This window comes from Ralstonia sp. 25C, from assembly GCF_051904805.1.
Taxonomy (GTDB): domain Bacteria; phylum Pseudomonadota; class Gammaproteobacteria; order Burkholderiales; family Burkholderiaceae; genus Ralstonia.
Genome location: NZ_CP196737.1, coordinates 2,820,975 through 2,837,597, shown reverse-complemented (window position 1 = coordinate 2,837,597; position 16,623 = coordinate 2,820,975). Strand labels below are relative to the sequence as shown.

The window sequence follows — 16,623 nt, the reverse complement described above, 5'->3', positions numbered from 1 at the left end:
CGGCGAATTGGGTGGCAAATTGGGCGGTAAATGGCCGCCTGCTTGTCGGCCGAAGCACGGGGTTGCTGCGTTAACATGCCTGCGTCCGCACATGGCGCCCGCGCATGTGCCCCACTCCGCCCCCCTGCCCGATGGCCCGAATTCGTCCGACCCGTTTGCCGTATCTGTCGCGCTGCGCACTGGCCTGCGCGATGCTTCTCACCCTCACCGCCGCGCCGCTGGCACACGCCAAGAAAGCGAAAGCCCGCGTCGCGCATACCGCAGCCGCCACGGCAGCCCAAACACGCCAGGCTGCGAACAACCCCGCCGGCCTGCCCGCCAATGTGGCGTTGGCGTTTTCGCGCGCGCATATCCCGTTAAGTGCAGTCAGCGTGTTTGTCGTGCGCACGGGCAGCGCCTCGCCCATCCTGCAATGGAACGCCGACACGGGCATGAACCCCGCGTCGACCATGAAGTTGCTGACCACCTTCGCGGGGCTGGACATGCTCGGCCCCGACTTCCGCTGGAAGACCAGCGCCTATGCCGACAAGGAGCCCGTCAACGGCACACTCAACGGCAACCTCTACCTGCGCGGCCAGGGCGATCCGAAGCTGATTCCCGAAGAGCTGGTCAAGCTGGTGGCCGACGTGCGGCGCGCTGGCGTGAACGAGCTGGCCGGCAACATCGTGCTGGATCGCACGTACTTTGAGAGTGGTCTGTCTGAATCGGCACCGCTGGACGGCGACAGCGCGCGCGCCTACAACGTGGCGCCCGATGCGCTGCTGTATTCGTTCAAGACGCTGACGTTCACGCTCGCGCCAGATGCCGGCAACGGCGCGATCAACATCGACGTGTCGCCGCCGCTGGCGCAGTTGCAGATCGACAACCAGTTGCGCGTGACGCGCGGCGGCTGCGGCGATTGGAAGACCAGCTCGGGCGCCAACATCAGCACGCAGACCGACGGCCACGTGCTCGCCAGCTTCGACGGCCGCTATGCCGCCGCATGCGGCGAGCGCGTCTTCAACATTGCCGCGCTCACGCATGCCGATTTCATCTGGGGTGGCTTCCTCGCCCTGTGGCAGCAGGCCGGTGGCACGACGCGCTTCACGCCGGGCCTGCGCGAGGGCAAGGTGCCGCACCAGGCGGTGCTGCTCGCCACGCACTACGGCCCGACGCTCGCCGAAGTGGTGCACGACATCGACAAGTATTCAAACAACGTGATGGCGCGCCAGCTCTTCCTCACCATCGGCGCGGAAATCGGCCGCAAACCGGCATCGGTGCGGCAAACGACCGAGGTCATCAACCGCTGGCTCGCCAAACAAAACCTCACGATGCCGGAACTGGTGCTGGAGAACGGCTCGGGGCTCTCGCGCATCGAGCGCATCAGCGCGCGCAACATGGGCCGTCTGCTGCAACAGGCCGATGCCAACCCGAATGGCGGCATCCTGCGCGACGCGCTGCCCGTGGTGGGCGTGGACGGCACCATGCGCAACCGGCTCACCCGCGCAGGCGTGGCCGGCAACGCCGAGATCAAGACCGGCACGCTCAACGACGTGCGCGCCATTGCCGGCTATGTGGAAGGCGAAGGCGGCGAGCGCTTCGTGGTGGTCAGCATGATCAACCACCCCAACGCCAGCGCTGGCCAAGCGGCGCATGATGCGCTGCTGCAGTGGATCTACCAGGGTGCGCCGCGATGAACCCACACGTCGCGCTGCTGGGCATCACGGGCACATCGGGCAGCGGCAAGACCACGCTCACCGAAAAGCTCATCGCCCGCTTCGTGCGCGACGGGCGCCGCGTGGCGGCCATCAAGCACACGCACCACGGCTTCGACCTCGATTCGCCCGGCAAAGACTCGTACCGCATGCGCGAAGCCGGCAGCGCGGAAGTGGTACTGGTGGGCGGCGAACGCCTGGTGCTGATGCGCGAATATGCGAACACGCGCGAGCCCGAACTGGCTGACGTACTGGCGTTGCTCTCGCCCGAGACCGACCTCGTCATCGTGGAAGGCTACAAGCGCAGCAGCTTGCCCAAGATCGAGGTGTTTCGCCCATCGCTCGGCCGCGCGCCACTGTGGCCGGAAATCGGCGGCGTGGTGGCAGTGGCCACCGATGCGCCCGAGGCAGTCGCGGTGCCCGCAGGCGTGGCGGTGCTTGATCTCAACGACGTGGAGGCGGTGTATCGGTTTGCGGCGCAGCAAGTGGCCAGTGCTTCTACATGAAGCACTCTTAACATCCGGGCCGGGCGGCTTGGCTATGATGGGCATTCCAGTTTTTCGCCAGCCCCCCGCCTTAAAAAAATGCGTTTCCGTCTGTCAGCCGCGCTCCTTGGCGCGGCCTTTTTTTGCTCTGCTCTGCCGGTCGCTGCGCGCGACTGGATCGCCCCCAATACCACCCTTGGCCGCGGCGCGCAGGTCCACCAGTTTGTGCTGATCGACCCGACCACCAGCCGGCCGATGCCCAACGCGCGCTACCGCCTGTTCCTGCCCGACCACACCATCGCCGGCAAGCCGCCCAAGGCGGGTGAAACCGATAGCGTCATCTTCGGCACCACCGACGGCGCCGGGCGCACTGCCAAGGTGAGACTGCCGAAGCGCTACGCGGCGGCGCGCTGGGTGTTCGACGCCGTCGTAGGTGACGGCGATTTTGGTGAGTCGTTCCGCCTGGTCAGCACGCTTGGCAGAGCACCAATTAAGGGGCACCCCTACTTGGTGGACGTGGTGGGTGCATACATGGTCTGCGGCCACTCCAACAGCGATGGGAACACGGTCTACGTGCAATCGCGAGAGTCGCGCACCGTGAACCTCGAAAGCGCCGTAAGCTTGACCCCCGCCGACGATGCCTGGTGCGCCAGCACGGGCCGAGCGATTGCCGACAGCTACGGCACGCCAGGCGCGCCCGATCTCTTCACGCAGTACCTCGGCACGCTCACCGCCAACACCACGACACTGAGCGACGACCTCCAGGGCCGCATCGCACGCAAGCTGATGTCATTGGCCATTGCCGAGCGCAATGCCGAACGGATCGACTTCGCACTCGATCTGCGCCCCGTGCCGGAAGACGAACTCAACAGCGTTGGCTACGAACTCGCCGATGCGGGGCTGCGCGTGGAGCGCGGCCTGTCGATGATCGAGACCTATCTGGCTAAGCATCCGGACGACCCCTTCGCCCTCGACAGCAAGGGCTGGGCGTTATACCGACTCGGCCTCAATGACGAAGCGCTCACGTGGTTCGACCGCTCGATCGCCGTCTTCGCCAAACCCGACGGCACCTACGAAGCCAGCGAGGATGCGGTACGCGAAGCGCGCGCAGAAGGCCTCGCGCACAAAGGTGAAGTGCTGTGGAAACTTGGCCGCACCGACGAAGCGCAGGCGAGCTTCAAGCAAGGCCTCGTCATCTCGCCGCAAAACGATGTACTCATGGCCACGCTGGCACGCCTAGCGGTGACATTGCCGTCGGCCAACGCGCAGTAGCGCACACCTCCGCCGCCAACAAAAACGCCCGCTTCGCGCGGGCGTTTCGTTTTGATGCAGTGACTGCGGAATCAGTGGACCAGATTGTCCGCCAGCAGACGTTGCAACACATTGCTGGCAATCAAGCGATGGCCGCCCGTGGTCGGGTGCACGCCGTCTGCAAACAGGTAGGTCGTATCCGCGCCCGTGGCAACCAGCGTATTGGCCGAGCAGAACAGCGAGCTGCCGCCAGCGGTCGGCACCAGCGCGTTGATCTTCGTGGCATCACACGCCGGCGTGCTGGTGTTGCTGAACCCGAACATTGCGCCGTTCTGGATCACGGCCGTCAGCTGCGAGTTGAAGTCGATCACGCGTGCGGTGGTGCCGGCCAGCCCATTCTGCAGCGTGGTATTGAACGTGCCCACCAGCGAATGCAGCAGCGCCTGGCCCGCTACGCCGCCTGCTACACCCTGCGGCGTCAGGCTGCTGTCGGGCAGGTTGAACACGTAGAGCTGCGTCGCGTTCTTGCTGATCATGTCCTTGATGTAGCCGACCAGGTCCGTCGCCGCCTGCTGCACCTGCGCCGTGGCGATCGCGGGCGTCACCGTGGTCGGGCTGGCAGCCACGGCGGCCGCCCAGAAGAAGATGTCGTTGTTGCCACCGAAGACGAACACCAAGTCACTGCTGCCGTTGAACGTGTTGTTGCTCGCCGTGTAGAAGTTGGCCAGTTGCTGCTTCACCGGATACGTCAGTGCGCCACCAGCGTGGCCGATGCCGTTCGGATCCGTCACGCGCGCACCGCCCTGTGCATAGTCGGTGCAGCCCGCCTTCGGGCAGTTCTGCACCGAGGTGCCGAAACCCATGACGGCCGGCGTGAGCGCCACACCCATTTGGGAGGCCACCGTTTCGACCCACACCGGGCCCGGATTGGTGGTGAATCGGCCGCCACCCACAGCGGCTGCCGCCGGCGTATAGGTGCCGGCATCGCTCAGGCTATCGCCGAACACCACCACGCGCTGCACCTTGACAACGTTGTCGTTACCGCCCTGGTCGGATTCACCGCCGCCGCAAGCGCTCAGGCCCAAGGCCAGGGCTGCCGATGCGACGCCCATCCATTGACGCAACTTCATGGTCTGTCTCCCGTATGGAATTTTTATGATCTGTGGTGCCGCGGTATGTAACTTCGCCGCGCACCTTTGCGGCACGCGAAACGACACAACGACCCAGTGTAGCGAGGTAGACGACCGTTCGACGAACGGTGGCCCCGGAAGAATTAGAGGCCTGACTCGAACGCGGCGGCGGCGCGACGCAGGCGGTCGTTGACGGCAGCCCAGGCGGGCGTGTCGGCTAGGGTTTCCACCCAGATAGCGTCATACCCGCCGCGATCGAGCTCGCGCAGCAGCGCGTACAACGCATTCGCATACGCGGCCGGCGTTGCAGGCGCGGTGCGTTGGTCGCAGCCGGCAGGCAACGCAAGCGGCGTGCCCAGCCACACGATGCGCTTGCCGGGCGGCAGCGCTGCAATGCGTGCAGGCACATCGGCGGCGCTCAGCAGATACAGCGGCGTGCGCGGCGCGTAGTGCGCCTTCAAGGTGCCGGAAGCGCGCGGTGCCGCTGCATCCGGCAGCGACGGCAGTTCGCCCGTCACGCGTTCGATGTCTTCTGGGGTGATGGCGCCTGGGCGCAACAGCACGGGGCCGATGCCCTGGTCCAGGCGCGAGAGATCGATGATGGTCGATTCAATGCCCACGTCCACGCCATCGCCTTCCAACACGAACACGGCATCGCCGAATTCATCGCGCACGTGCTGGGCGGTGGTCGGGCTGACCTGGCCGAACTTGTTGGCCGACGGGGCCGCAATGCCACCGCGCCCACGCTTGAAGCGCGAGAGCAGCGCCTGCGCCACCGGATGCGACGGGCAACGCAGCCCGATGCTGTCCTGCCCGCCAGCTACGGCTGCGGGGATGTGCGGGGCACGTTTCAGAATCAACGTCAGCGGACCGGGCCAAAACGCTTCGATCAGCTGCAGCGCGATGCCAGGCACCTCATCGGCCCAGTAGGAGATGTCCGCCCCATCGACCACGTGCACGATCACCGGATGATTGGACGGACGGCCCTTGGCCGCGTAGATCTTGGCGATGGCTTGCGGGTTCTCCGCATCGGCACCGAGACCGTAGACGGTCTCGGTCGGGAAGGCGACCAGCTCGCCCGCCTCCAGCGCGCGGGCGGCCTCGTCGAGGCGCGCGGCGGGAGGCATCACGTAGGGCGTCTTGGTCCGATGCGGCATGGCGTGGCTCGCTCGCTTTCGTCTTATCGTCTTAGTCGGGCTGCAGGCCGAGCACGTGTGCAGCGTGGCGGAACGCTTCATCCACCACTTCCGGCGACGTGCCGACACAGTTGACGTGGCCCATCTTGCGGCCGGGGCGCGCATCGGCCTTGCCGTACAGGTGGACCTTTGCGCCGCTGTGGCGCATCACCTCTTGCCACGCCGGTGTGCGCTCCAGACCGTACTCGAACCACACATCGCCGAGCACGTTGAGCATGCGCCCCGGCGAGTGCTGACGCGTGCTGCCCAGCGGCAGGCGAGCCATCGCACGCACCTGCTGCTCGAACTGGCTGGTCTCGCACACATCCATGGTGATGTGGCCGGAGTTATGCGGGCGCGGCGCCATTTCGTTGGCCACCAGCGAGCCGTCCTGCAGCACGAAGAATTCGATGCACAGCACGCCGACGTAGCCCATCTCTTCCGCGATCATCGCGGCGGCGGCACGGGTGCGCGTGGCAATGTCGTCCGACACACTGCGCGACGGCATGATCGTCGAGAACAGGATGCCGTCGCGGTGCGCGTTCTCTGCCAGCGGCCACGTGGCAGTCGTGCCGTCGGCGGCGCGGGCGGCCAGCACGGACACCTCGTAGGCGAGCGGCAGCATCTTCTCGAGCACGCATGGCACGTGTTGCATAGCGCCCCAGGCGGCACGCAGCTCGTCGACCGTGGAGACGCGCGCCTGGCCCTTGCCGTCATAGCCCATGCGGGCAATCTTCAGGATGCCGGGCAGCAGGTCAGCGGGCAGTTGCTCGATGTCGGCTTCGTGCTCGATCACCCAGCTCGGAGCCGGGTGGATGCCGGTGCGCGCCGCGCACAGCGCGAAGAATTTCTTCTCGGCGATGCGGTTCTGCGCGATCGACACGCAGTTGGCGCGCGGCGCGACGAAGGCGCCGAGTTGCTCCAGACGGTCCAGTGCCTGCGCGGGCACGTTCTCGAATTCGGTGGTCACCGCCGGGCACAGCGCAGCCATTTCGGCCAGCGCGGCTTCATCGGTGTAACCGGCGCACAGGTGACGCTCGGCGATGGTGCCGGCGGGGCTGTTCGGATCCGGGTCCAACACGCACACCTTGTAGCCCATCGCCTGCGCGGCGTGCGTGAACATGCGGCCGAGCTGGCCGCCGCCGAGCATGCCCAGCCAGGCATCAGGCAGGATCGCGTTGGGAACGTTCAGCGCGCGGGATTCCGCGGTGTGGGCTTGCGCCAGGCGCGGGTTCAGGTCGTCGGCCATGAATCAGGTCGTAGGTTGCTTAGGCGCCGTGCACAGGGAGCGTCATGCCGCGTGCGACTTCGGTCTGTTGCGCGCGGAAGGCTTCGAGCTTGTCGGCCAGGGCCGAGTCGGTGGTGGCGATGGTCGCGATGGCCGCCAGCGCTGCGTTGGCTGCACCCGCTTCGCCGATGGCAAACGTCGACACCGGAATGCCCTTGGGCATCTGCACGATGGAGAGCAGCGAGTCTTCGCCGCGCAGGTACTTGGACGGCACCGGCACGCCGAACACCGGCACGATCGTCTTGGCGGCGATCATGCCCGGCAGGTGCGCCGCCCCGCCGGCACCGGCGATGATGGCGCGCAAACCCCGGCCGCGTGCGGCTTCGGCGTAGCGGAACATGTCGTCCGGCATGCGGTGCGCCGAGACGACCTGCGCCTCGAACGGAATGCCGAACTGGGTGAGCATGTCGACGGCGTGGCGCATGATTTCCCAGTCGGAGCTGGAGCCCATCACCACGCCAACGAGCGGAGCGGATTGCTGTGCAGTCATCGTCATGGCTCCGGTTTAACGCAGCGACTGGCCCGTCAGGCGGGTCAGCGCTTCGCGGTACTTGTCGGCAGTCTTTTCGATCACGTCGGCGGGCAGTTCCGGGGCCGGGGCGGTCTTCGGCCAGGGCTTGCCGTCGATGCGCACGGCTTCGAGCCAGTCACGCACGAATTGCTTGTCGAACGACGGCGGGTTGGTGCCCACCTGGTACGAATCGGCCGGCCAGAAGCGCGACGAATCGGCGGTGAGCGCCTCGTCCATCAGCGTGAGCGTGCCGTTCTCATCCAGGCCGAACTCGAACTTGGTGTCGGCGATGATGATGCCGCGCGTGGCGGCAAAGTCAGAGGCTTCCTTGTACAGGCGGATGCTCACGTCGCGGATCTGCGCGGCGAGGTCCGGGCCAATGCGGCGCTCGACTTCGTCGAAGGAGATGTTCTCGTCGTGCTCACCCACGTCGGCCTTGGCGGCAGGGGTGAAGATCGGCTCGGGCAGCTTCTGCGCGTTCTGCAGGCCCGGGGCCAGATGCACGCCGCAGACGGCGCCGGTGGCCTGGTAGTCCTTCCAGCCGCTGCCGGCCAAATAACCGCGCACCACGGCTTCCACCAGGATCGGCTTCAGGCGCTTGACCACGATGGCGCGGCCGCGCACCTGGTCGACTTCGTTCGGGGCCACCACGGTTTCCGGTGCGATGCCCGTTTCGTGCGTCGGCACGATGTGGCGCAGCTTGTTGAACCAGAAATCCGACATCTGCGCGAGCACCTTGCCCTTGTCCGGAATCGGTTGGCAGAGGATCACGTCAAACGCCGACAGGCGATCGGTGGTGACCATCAGCAGCTTGTCGTCGCCAACGGCGTAGTTCTCGCGCACCTTGCCACGGCCAAGCAGCGGCAGGCTGGTGATCGACGATTCGTAAAGGGCGGACGATGCAGCGGGGTTGGTAGATGCGGCGGACACGGCGGAACCCGAGAGGAGATGAGAAAACGTGGAAGGCCAGCATTATACGTGGCCTGTGCAATGCAAAACGGCTGGCGCGATGCCAGCCGTTTGCTCGATGTGACGCGAAAGGCTTATTGCACCACTTGCGCCAGCTTGCCGTTTGCGTAGTCAGCGGCCATCACCGACATACCCACCGGCTTGATCTTGCCTGCCTGGCCTTCACAGCCGAACTGGATGTAGCGGGCCTTGCAGACCTGCTTGGCGGCTTCGCGAGCGGGCTTGAGCCATTCGCGGGCGTCGAACTTGTCCGGGTTTTCAGCCAGGAACTTGCGCACCGCGCCGGTCATGGCCAGGCGAATGTCGGTGTCGATGTTGATCTTGCGCACGCCGTACTTGATGGCCTCCTGGATCTCTTCGACCGGCACGCCGTAGGTTTCCTTCATCTTGCCGCCGTACTGGTTGATGATGGCCAGCAGTTCTTGCGGCACGGAGGACGAGCCGTGCATCACCAGGTGGGTATTGGGGATGCGCGCGTGGATTTCCTTCACGCGGCTGATCGCCAGGATGTCACCCGTGGGCTTGCGCGAGAACTTGTACGCGCCGTGGCTCGTGCCGATGGCGATGGCCAGGGCGTCGAGCTGCGTCGCCTTGACGAACTGGGCAGCCTCTTCCGGATCGGTCAGCAGCGACGAGTGGTCGAGCACGCCTTCAGCGCCAATACCGTCTTCCTCGCCAGCCATGCCGGTTTCCAGCGAGCCCAGGCAGCCGAGTTCGCCTTCCACGGTCACGCCAACCTTGTGGGCCATTTCCACCACGCGGCGCGTCACGTCGACGTTGTAGTCGAAGTCGGCCGGGGTCTTGCCGTCTTCACGCAGGGAGCCGTCCATCATGACCGAGCCGAAGCCCAGGTCGATGGCGCCCTGGCAGATCGCCGGGCTTTGGCCGTGATCCTGGTGCATCACCAGCGGGATCTCCGGATAAGCCTCAACAGCTGCCTGGATCAGGTGCTTGATGAAGGACTCGCCGGCGTACTTGCGGGCGCCTGCGCTGGCTTGCAGGATGACCGGCGCGCCGGTTTCCTTGGCGGCTTCCATCACGGCCTGGACTTGTTCCAGGTTGTTCACGTTGAACGCCGGCAGGCCGTAGCCGTTTTCGGCGGCGTGGTCCAGCAGTTGGCGCATGGAAACGAGTGGCATGGTTTTCTCCTATGGGTCGATCTGTATTCGGTTCTCAGGAACGTATCTTGTTGGGATAGCAATCTACGTTCCGTCGTGGGCGTCAGGCCTCAGTGCATGCCGACGCGGACAATCTTGAGTGTGTTGGTGCCGCCGGCCTGGCCCATCGGCTCACCGATGGTCAGGACGATAAAGTCGCCGCGCTGCACCACCCCGCGTGCGACCAGCAGTTCTTCGGCTTGGTGCAGCGCCTCGTCACGGTCGGTGCTGGTAGCCAGCGGCAGCGCCTGCACGTTGCGGTACAGCGCCATCTTGCGCTGCGAGCCCACGTTGGGCGTCATCGCGTAGATCGGCACATTGATGCCATGGCGGCTCATCCACAGCGCGGTGGCGCCAGAGTCCGTCAGGGCGGCAATCGCCTTCACCTGTAAATGGTAGGCCGTGAACAGCGCCCCCATGGCGATCGATTGGTCGATGCGGCTGAACGTCTGGTCCAGGAAATCGGTATCCAGCTGCACCGGCTGCGATTTTTCGGCTTCCGCGCAGATGGCGGCCATCGCCTCGATGGTCTCGACCGGGTAGCGGCCGGCGGCGGTCTCGGCGGAGAGCATCACCGCATCAGTGCCGTCCAGCACGGCGTTGGCGACGTCCGACACCTCGGCGCGCGTCGGCACGGGGTTGACGATCATCGATTCCATCATCTGCGTGGCGGTGATCGTCAGCTTGTTGGCTTCACGCGCGAGCTTGATCATGCGCTTCTGCAGCGCCGGCACGGCAGCGTTGCCGACTTCCACCGCCAAGTCGCCACGCGCGACCATGATGCCGTCGGACGCGGCCAGGATCTCTTCGAGCACGCCTGGGCGGATGGCCTCGGCGCGCTCGATCTTGGCGATCATGCGCGGCTTGTGGTTGTGCGGCGCACCGGCCACCACGGCCAGTTGCCGCGCCATTTCCATGTCGGTGGCGTTCTTCGGGAAGCTGACCGCGACGTAATCGGCGCCCAGCGCCATCGCGGTCTTGATGTCTTCCATGTCCTTGGCGGTCAGCGCCGGGGCCGACAGCCCGCCGCCCTGGCGGTTGATGCCCTTGTTGTTGGACAGGTCACCGCCGATCTTGACGACGGTTTCAATCTCTTCACCGACCACCCGCTCGACCTGCAGCACGATCAGGCCGTCGTTGAGCAGCAGCAAGTCGCCCGGGCCGACGTCGCGCGGCAGCTCCTTGTAGTCGAGACCGACGCGTTCCTGGTTGCCCAGTTCGCAACGGGCATCCAGCGTGAAGCGGTCACCAGGGGTGAGCGTGATCTTGCCGCTTTCGAACTTGCCCACGCGGATCTTCGGGCCTTGCAGGTCGGCCATGATGGCCACTTCGCGGCCCACCGAGCGCGCCACCTCACGCACAAGCTGTGCGCGGTCGATATGGTCCTGCGCCGTGCCGTGCGAGAAATTCAACCGCACCACATCCACCCCGGCCGCAATCATGCGGGTCAGGATTTCCTGCGTGCTGGACGCAGGGCCGAGGGTGGCGACGATCTTGGTGGCGCGGGTCATGGGCGGCGGTGTCTCGTTGGTGTTTGTTGTTAGATGACGCGAAATCAAGCGGTGAGCGCAATCAGTCCTTGGCGCGCTGCTCCAGGATTTCCACGGCCGGCAGCGTCTTGCCTTCCAGGAACTCCAGGAATGCACCGCCGCCGGTGGAGATATAACCCACCTTGTCGGCGATGTTGTACTTGGCGATGGCAGCTAGCGTGTCGCCACCACCCGCGATCGAGAAGCCCGACGAAGCGGCAATCGCCTCGGCCAGCACCTTGGTGCCGTTGCCGAACTGGTCGAATTCGAACACGCCGACCGGGCCGTTCCACACGATGGTGCCGGCGGCCTTCAGTTGGTCGCCCAGTTGGGCAGCCGTCTTCGGGCCGATGTCGAGGATCATGTCGTCGTCCGCCACGTCCCTCACATCCTTGACGGTGGCAGCGGCGGTGGCGCTGAATTCCTTGGCGCAGACCACATCCACGGGAATGGGCACCGACGCGCCGCGCGCGGCGAGCATGTCGATGATGGCCTTGGCATCGCCCACCAGATCGGCTTCCGCCAGCGATTTGCCGATCTTCAGGCCCGCAGCCAGCATGAACGTGTTGGCGATGCCGCCGCCGACGATCAGGTTGTCCACCTTGTCGGCCAGCGATTTGAGGATGGTCAGCTTGGTCGAGACCTTGGAGCCGGCCACGATGGCGACCAGCGGGCGCTTCGGCGCACCCAGCGCCTTGCCCAGCGCGTCAAGTTCTGCGGCCAGCAGCGGGCCGGCGCAGGCGATGGGAGCGAACTTGGCGATACCGTGCGTGGTGGCTTCTGCGCGGTGCGCGGTACCGAAAGCGTCGTTGACGTAGACATCGCACAGCTTGGCCATCTTCTGGGCCAGTTCGTCGCTGTTCTTCTTCTCGCCCTTGTTGACGCGGCAGTTTTCCAGCAGCACAACCTGGCCGGGTGCGACTTCCACGCCGTCGACCCAGTTCTGCACCAGCTTCACATCACGGCCGAGCAACTCGGACAGGCGCTTGGCCACCGGGGCCAGCGAGTCTTCGGGCTTGAATTCGCCCTCGGTCGGGCGGCCCAGGTGCGAGGTGACCATCACGGCGGCGCCAGCGCCCAGGGCGGCCTGGATGGCCGGTACGGAGGCGCGGATACGGGTGTCTTCGGTGATGTTGCCGGCATCGTCTTGCGGCACGTTCAGGTCAGCGCGGATAAACACACGCTTGCCGGCAAGCTTGCCTTCGGAGATGAGATCGGACAGACGCAGGACGTGAGGCATGGCAGCAACGGAAGGAATCACGGAAAACGACGATTTTACCCGATCACTCTTGCCTCCTTGCCGTAAAACGGACGAACGAAATCCCGAGTCCCCTGAATAGGGGAAGGCGCCCATCTCCACAATCCTCCACAAAGTTAGAATGTGCGCACAAACAAACATAAAAACGTCGGGAGTTTTCCATGAGCCTAGTGCCAATCCTGGGCCGCACCACGCTGGCGGCCGCCTTGACGACCCTGTTGCTGACCGCGTGCGGCGGCGGCGATGGAGGGGCCACCAGCACCACATCGAGCACCTTGCCGGACGGTGGATCGACCGGCACCCCTGGCTCGCCGACGACACCGGCTGCAGGCCCGCTCACGCTCAACCAGCTCGAATTTGCGCAAACGCACGTCCTGCCCGAGGGCGGCCTCACCTGGACGCTGCCCAACACCACGGGCACGCTGCAACTCACGGCTAATCGCGGGGCCTTGGCGCTGGTGTCGATCGGCCAAGCGGATGTGCAGCAACCCCAGCTGGAAGCCTGGTGCAACGGGGCGCTGGTCGGCAGCCTGGTACTGAATGCGCCATCCGCCCTGCCGCCCACCGAATCCAATGGCCGCGCTTACGCAACCGACCGCTGGAGCGTGACTGTGCCCACCGCTTGGATGGTGCCCGGCACGTCGTTCCGCGTGTCCGCGGCCAACTACAGCGCCAGCACGAGCCACACGCCAAGCTTCGGCACGAACGCCGACATCACGCTGCGCGTGCTGCCGTTCTATCTGTTTGGCGCGAACGATTCGAACACGACGCCCCTGTCGACGGTCAAGACGCCGGACGTGGCTACGCAGCAGGAAATCTTCGCCAAGTGGCCGGTCTCCGCCTTGACAGCGGTGAATCATCCGATCGGGCGCGTGTCGTGGCCGAGCATGGTGATTGCACCCCGCACAGACAGCGCCAACGTTGCACAGCCCGCCTACGTGGTCACGGCCATGAGCCAGCAGAAAGAAGGCTATGCGGTGATGAGCTCCGTGCTCAGCCTGATCCAGAGCCTGCGCAACGCCAACGGTGAAGGCCCGACCAACAACCAGTACTACGCGCCGATCCTGCCCGTCGATCCGGTGACGAACCGGCCGGTGTCACTCGGCGGCGGCCTGGGAGGTGGCAGCGCGGGCGTGGGCGACCAGAACTACACCGGTGTCTTCATCCATGAGCAAGGGCACGCGTTTGGCCTGCCCCACGCCGGCGATGCCTACACCGCCGGCACGTATCCGTATGCGGGCGGCAGCCTGACCGGTTCGGTATGGGGCTACGACCCGAACAAGAACCAATTCCTCGACATCCGCGTGCCGACTACGGCCAGCAGCTACGCCAACTGTGCGAGCGGCCACCAGACCGATTCCGCCAACCGCTGCATCAAGCAGGACCCGATGCAGGGCGGCGCGGGCGATCAATCGCCGGGCTACAAGTTCGCGACATTCTCGGATTTCAATACTGGGAAAATGCAGGCCTGGCTGCAGGGCCGCATCCTGGTCGACGCGGCCTCGCCCACCGGTTACAGCCAGTGGAATACGACCACCCAGGCGCGCGTCGCGTACACGCCCACGACCAGCAGCAACGGCCTGTACGGCATCAATCAGAATCTGCCGGCGCAGAGCAACGTGCCGGTCTACGCCATCGCCATCACGTTCAGCCGCGCGGGCACGGCGGGTGTCTCGCAGATCTATCCGCCGCTGCCGTTCACGGGCAACCTGATCCAGACGTTTGACCCGGCCAGCACCGCCGACCGCGCCGCCATCGTGCCCAACACCGGCACCTATGCGTGGTACTGCCACGCCAGCGGCTGCGATTACACCGTACGCGTGACCTACGCCGACAACTCGCAGATCACGCGGGTGCTGCAAGGCGGCTTCCGTCCATGGTTCGCACCGACGGGCACGCCCGCCGCGAGCACAACCGACCCCACCAGCGGCAACAGCTTCAAGCTGTGGACGATCAACGTGCCAGGCGACAAGGCCATCACCAAGGTGGAGTTGCTGGATACGCCGATGGCGTGGAACGGCCTGCCCGCCACGCCCACGGTGCTACTTAGCCGGTAACACCTGAGGGCGCCGCTGCAAACGCAGCGCGCCCTCGGCGCTGTAGAGCGCCAGCCCCACCCAGATCAGCACGTAGCCGGCGACCTTCGGACCGGCGAACGGCTCGTTGTACAGCCACACGCCCAGCAGCAGTTGCAGCGTGGGGCTGACGTACTGCAGCAGGCCCAGCAGCGACAAGGGAATGCGCCGCGCCCCCGCACCGAACAGCAACAACGGCAGCGCCGTCAGCGGACCGGCCAGCGCCAGCAGCAGTTGCATCCCCGGCGATGCGGCCAGGAACGCGTTCTGGTGCTGCGAGGCCAGCCACCCCAGATAGCCCAGCGCCAGCGGAAACAGCAGCAGCGTCTCCAGCGTCAAGCCTTCCAGCGCGCCCAGCGGCGAGGTCTTGCGCAACAAGCCATACAGCCCAAACGAGAACGCCAGCGCCAGGGCAATCCACGGCAACGTCCCGGCCTGCCACGTCAGCCAAGCCACCCCGCAGGCGGCCATCGCGACGGACATCCACTGCACCGGCCGCAAGCGCTCGCCCAACACCAGCAGCGCCAGCATCACGACTACCAGCGGGTTGATGAAGTAGCCGAGGCTGGCGTCGATCACATGGTCATGGTTGACGGCCCAGATGTACGTCAGCCAGTTGGCCGCCAGCAGGAGCGTGCTTGCCGCATAGCGGCCCACCACGCGCGGCTGCTTGCGCAACGCCCACAGCCAGGTCCAATGGCGCTTGGCAAGCAGGATCACCACCATCACCGCCAATGACCAGATCACCCGGTGCGAGAGGATCTCCACCGGCGACACCGCCTTGAGCAGCTTGAAGTACAGCGGAAACAGGCCCCACATCGTGTAGGCCAGGAACGCGAAGATGGCGCCATTGCGCGTGGAAGCCGAGCCCGACATGTTCATCCCCAGAGACGCAGCACAGTGAACACCGCCATGCCGACGACGACCATCCCCAGCATGCGGCGCGTCACCACATAGAACACGGTCGCGGCGATGCCCGCCATCAGGCGCGGGTTGGTCCAGCTCGCGTCAAAGTGGCCGTGGTTCCAGAGCAGATCGGGCAGCACGATGGCGATGAGCGCCGCAGCCGGCGCAAAACGCAGTGCGTGCTGCAGGCGCGTGGGTAGCGTCAGGCGGTTGCCCACTGCCAGAAACAGCGAGCGCGTGAACACGGTGACCGCCGTCATGCCGATGATGACCAGCCAGATTTCCAGCGCGCTCATGCGTCGTCCTCCGGGGTCGGGGCCACCGCGGCACGGCGGCGCTGCCATTGCAGGCGGGCGGCGGCCTCATCGGCGGCCAGGCCGGCGGCCATCGCACCGGTCACGGCAATCACGAGGCTCAATCGATACGGCAGCTTGAACGCGATGAGCGCCAGCACCGCCGCCACGGCCACCGCCATCAGCGCGGCACGGCCACGAATGGTCGACACCATGACAGGAATGAGCGCGAGCGTCCCGGCCAAGGCCAGGCCCCACGCATCAGGAAACAGGCTCGCCGCAACGATGCCCAGGATGGACGACACCTGCCAGGCCACGAAATTGAGCAGGACCAAGCCCCAGTAGTAGCCCTCCTTGCCCGCTTGCGGCGCGGCCGACGGATACCGCTGGGTGAACATCACAAACGGCAGATCGCCGTTGAACACGCCCAACACCACCCGCCGCACGAACGGCAGATGGCCGAAATGCTGCATCAGCCCCGCACTGAAGATGATGAAACGCACGTTGACGATGAACGCCGTCAGCAACACCGTCCAGATCGGCAGCCCGGCCGCCAGCAGCGGCAGCACCGCCAATTGCGATGACCCGGCATACACCAGCAGCGACATGCCGATCGCCTGGGGGAGCGTCAGCACCGACTTGCTCATCGCCACACCGGTCACCAGGCCCCAGGCAAACACGGGTACCGTCGATGGCGTGTAGGCACGCACGCCGGCCAGGAAGCCGTCGCGCTCGGCGGGGTCGATGGCTTGCCAGCGCTGTTGCAACGCGGCGCGCCAGCGGGCTAGCGCCATGCTGCCCTCGCAAGCGGCGAATGCATCTCTTTTTGAAGGACCGGCCAGAGGCTGCCGGCAGCGCCGGAATACGCAAAGCAGCGCGGGGACGTCGGGGGCGACATGGGT

Annotated in this window: 15 protein-coding genes; 4 read left to right on the top strand and 11 right to left on the bottom strand. The window is 65.8% G+C overall.

Translation table 11 applies throughout. The annotated features are described in order from the left end of the window. The first annotated feature begins 131 nt into the window (after window positions 1-131). From dacB to ACS7SF_RS13325, 3 genes are all read left to right on the top strand, one after another. Window positions 132-1,676 carry a D-alanyl-D-alanine carboxypeptidase/D-alanyl-D-alanine endopeptidase gene (gene dacB, locus ACS7SF_RS13335; protein ID WP_439890228.1) on the top strand — a complete coding sequence of 515 codons (1,545 nt, stop codon included), beginning with the start codon at window positions 132-134 and terminating at the stop codon, window positions 1,674-1,676. Then, window positions 1,673-2,200, top strand: a complete 528-nt coding sequence (gene mobB, locus ACS7SF_RS13330; RefSeq protein ID WP_439890227.1) for a molybdopterin-guanine dinucleotide biosynthesis protein B — start codon at window positions 1,673-1,675, stop codon at window positions 2,198-2,200. The genes dacB and mobB overlap by 4 nt, the downstream gene beginning before the upstream one ends. A gap of 78 nt (window positions 2,201-2,278) precedes the next feature. Further along, window positions 2,279-3,451, top strand: a complete 1,173-nt coding sequence (locus ACS7SF_RS13325; RefSeq protein ID WP_439890226.1) for a tetratricopeptide repeat protein — start codon at window positions 2,279-2,281, stop codon at window positions 3,449-3,451. A gap of 71 nt (window positions 3,452-3,522) precedes the next feature. On the opposite strand, the gene ACS7SF_RS13320 is transcribed toward ACS7SF_RS13325, so the two are convergent. The 8 genes from ACS7SF_RS13320 to ACS7SF_RS13285 all read right to left on the bottom strand — a co-directional run bounded on the left by ACS7SF_RS13320 (window position 3,523) and on the right by ACS7SF_RS13285 (window position 12,429). Continuing rightward, window positions 3,523-4,560, bottom strand: coding sequence for an SGNH/GDSL hydrolase family protein (locus tag ACS7SF_RS13320; RefSeq protein WP_439890225.1), 1,038 nt, complete (start codon window positions 4,558-4,560; stop codon window positions 3,523-3,525). Between the two features lie 143 nt (window positions 4,561-4,703). Then, complete coding sequence (locus ACS7SF_RS13315) at window positions 4,704-5,717, bottom strand: L-threonylcarbamoyladenylate synthase (protein ID WP_439890224.1); 1,014 nt, start codon at window positions 5,715-5,717, stop codon at window positions 4,704-4,706. Between the two features lie 31 nt (window positions 5,718-5,748). Continuing rightward, the gene (locus ACS7SF_RS13310; RefSeq protein WP_439890223.1) at window positions 5,749-6,984 is read right to left on the bottom strand and encodes a 5-(carboxyamino)imidazole ribonucleotide synthase; all 1,236 of its coding nucleotides are present in this window, start codon (window positions 6,982-6,984) and stop codon (window positions 5,749-5,751) included. Between the two features lie 19 nt (window positions 6,985-7,003). Beyond that, complete coding sequence (gene purE / locus ACS7SF_RS13305; RefSeq protein ID WP_439892753.1) at window positions 7,004-7,513, bottom strand: 5-(carboxyamino)imidazole ribonucleotide mutase; 510 nt, start codon at window positions 7,511-7,513, stop codon at window positions 7,004-7,006. Window positions 7,514-7,528: 15 nt separating this feature from the next. Further along, window positions 7,529-8,464, bottom strand: a complete 936-nt coding sequence (locus tag ACS7SF_RS13300) for a phosphoribosylaminoimidazolesuccinocarboxamide synthase (RefSeq protein WP_439890222.1) — start codon at window positions 8,462-8,464, stop codon at window positions 7,529-7,531. Between the two features lie 113 nt (window positions 8,465-8,577). Continuing rightward, complete coding sequence (gene fba / locus ACS7SF_RS13295) at window positions 8,578-9,642, bottom strand: class II fructose-bisphosphate aldolase (protein WP_021196627.1); 1,065 nt, start codon at window positions 9,640-9,642, stop codon at window positions 8,578-8,580. An 89-nt stretch (window positions 9,643-9,731) separates the two neighbouring features. Further along, complete coding sequence (pyk, locus tag ACS7SF_RS13290) at window positions 9,732-11,171, bottom strand: pyruvate kinase (RefSeq protein WP_439890221.1); 1,440 nt, start codon at window positions 11,169-11,171, stop codon at window positions 9,732-9,734. Window positions 11,172-11,232: 61 nt separating this feature from the next. Beyond that, entirely contained in the window at window positions 11,233-12,429 is a 1,197-nt protein-coding gene (locus ACS7SF_RS13285) for a phosphoglycerate kinase (protein WP_439890220.1), read from the bottom strand. A gap of 179 nt (window positions 12,430-12,608) precedes the next feature. On the opposite strand from ACS7SF_RS13285, the gene ACS7SF_RS13280 reads away from it, so the two are divergent. Beyond that, complete coding sequence (locus ACS7SF_RS13280; RefSeq protein WP_439890219.1) at window positions 12,609-14,504, top strand: M66 family metalloprotease; 1,896 nt, start codon at window positions 12,609-12,611, stop codon at window positions 14,502-14,504. On the opposite strand, the gene rarD is transcribed toward ACS7SF_RS13280, so the two are convergent. Genes rarD through ACS7SF_RS13265 form a run of 3 tightly spaced genes read right to left on the bottom strand, consistent with a single transcriptional unit; the run spans window position 14,490 to window position 16,515 of the window. Next, a complete protein-coding gene (gene rarD / locus ACS7SF_RS13275) occupies window positions 14,490-15,404 on the bottom strand; it encodes an EamA family transporter RarD (RefSeq protein WP_439890218.1) in 915 nt (304 codons plus the stop codon). The genes ACS7SF_RS13280 and rarD overlap by 15 nt on opposite strands. After that, a complete protein-coding gene (locus ACS7SF_RS13270) occupies window positions 15,401-15,724 on the bottom strand; it encodes an AzlD domain-containing protein (protein WP_439890217.1) in 324 nt (107 codons plus the stop codon). The genes rarD and ACS7SF_RS13270 overlap by 4 nt, the downstream gene beginning before the upstream one ends. Further along, window positions 15,721-16,515, bottom strand: a complete 795-nt coding sequence (locus ACS7SF_RS13265; protein WP_439890216.1) for an AzlC family ABC transporter permease — start codon at window positions 16,513-16,515, stop codon at window positions 15,721-15,723. Before ACS7SF_RS13265 ends, ACS7SF_RS13270 begins: the two co-directional genes overlap by 4 nt. Between the last annotated feature and the right edge of the window lie 108 nt (window positions 16,516-16,623).

Excerpts from the sequence above, each read along its gene's own strand:
- dacB (WP_439890228.1), top strand. The coding sequence starts at position 132 with ATGGCCCGAATTCGTCCGACCCGTTTGCCGTATCTGTCGCGCTGCGCA.
- mobB (WP_439890227.1), top strand. The coding sequence starts at position 1,673 with ATGAACCCACACGTCGCGCTGCTGGGCATCACGGGCACATCGGGCAGC.
- ACS7SF_RS13325 (WP_439890226.1), top strand. The coding sequence starts at position 2,279 with ATGCGTTTCCGTCTGTCAGCCGCGCTCCTTGGCGCGGCCTTTTTTTGC.
- ACS7SF_RS13320 (WP_439890225.1), bottom strand. The coding sequence starts at position 4,560 with ATGAAGTTGCGTCAATGGATGGGCGTCGCATCGGCAGCCCTGGCCTTG.
- ACS7SF_RS13315 (WP_439890224.1), bottom strand. The coding sequence starts at position 5,717 with ATGCCGCATCGGACCAAGACGCCCTACGTGATGCCTCCCGCCGCGCGC.
- ACS7SF_RS13310 (WP_439890223.1), bottom strand. The coding sequence starts at position 6,984 with ATGGCCGACGACCTGAACCCGCGCCTGGCGCAAGCCCACACCGCGGAA.
- purE (WP_439892753.1), bottom strand. The coding sequence starts at position 7,513 with ATGACTGCACAGCAATCCGCTCCGCTCGTTGGCGTGGTGATGGGCTCC.
- fba (WP_021196627.1), bottom strand. The coding sequence starts at position 9,642 with ATGCCACTCGTTTCCATGCGCCAACTGCTGGACCACGCCGCCGAAAAC.
- pyk (WP_439890221.1), bottom strand. The coding sequence starts at position 11,171 with ATGACCCGCGCCACCAAGATCGTCGCCACCCTCGGCCCTGCGTCCAGC.
- ACS7SF_RS13285 (WP_439890220.1), bottom strand. The coding sequence starts at position 12,429 with ATGCCTCACGTCCTGCGTCTGTCCGATCTCATCTCCGAAGGCAAGCTT.
- ACS7SF_RS13280 (WP_439890219.1), top strand. The coding sequence starts at position 12,609 with ATGAGCCTAGTGCCAATCCTGGGCCGCACCACGCTGGCGGCCGCCTTG.
- rarD (WP_439890218.1), bottom strand. The coding sequence starts at position 15,404 with ATGAACATGTCGGGCTCGGCTTCCACGCGCAATGGCGCCATCTTCGCG.
- ACS7SF_RS13270 (WP_439890217.1), bottom strand. The coding sequence starts at position 15,724 with ATGAGCGCGCTGGAAATCTGGCTGGTCATCATCGGCATGACGGCGGTC.
- ACS7SF_RS13265 (WP_439890216.1), bottom strand. The coding sequence starts at position 16,515 with ATGGCGCTAGCCCGCTGGCGCGCCGCGTTGCAACAGCGCTGGCAAGCC.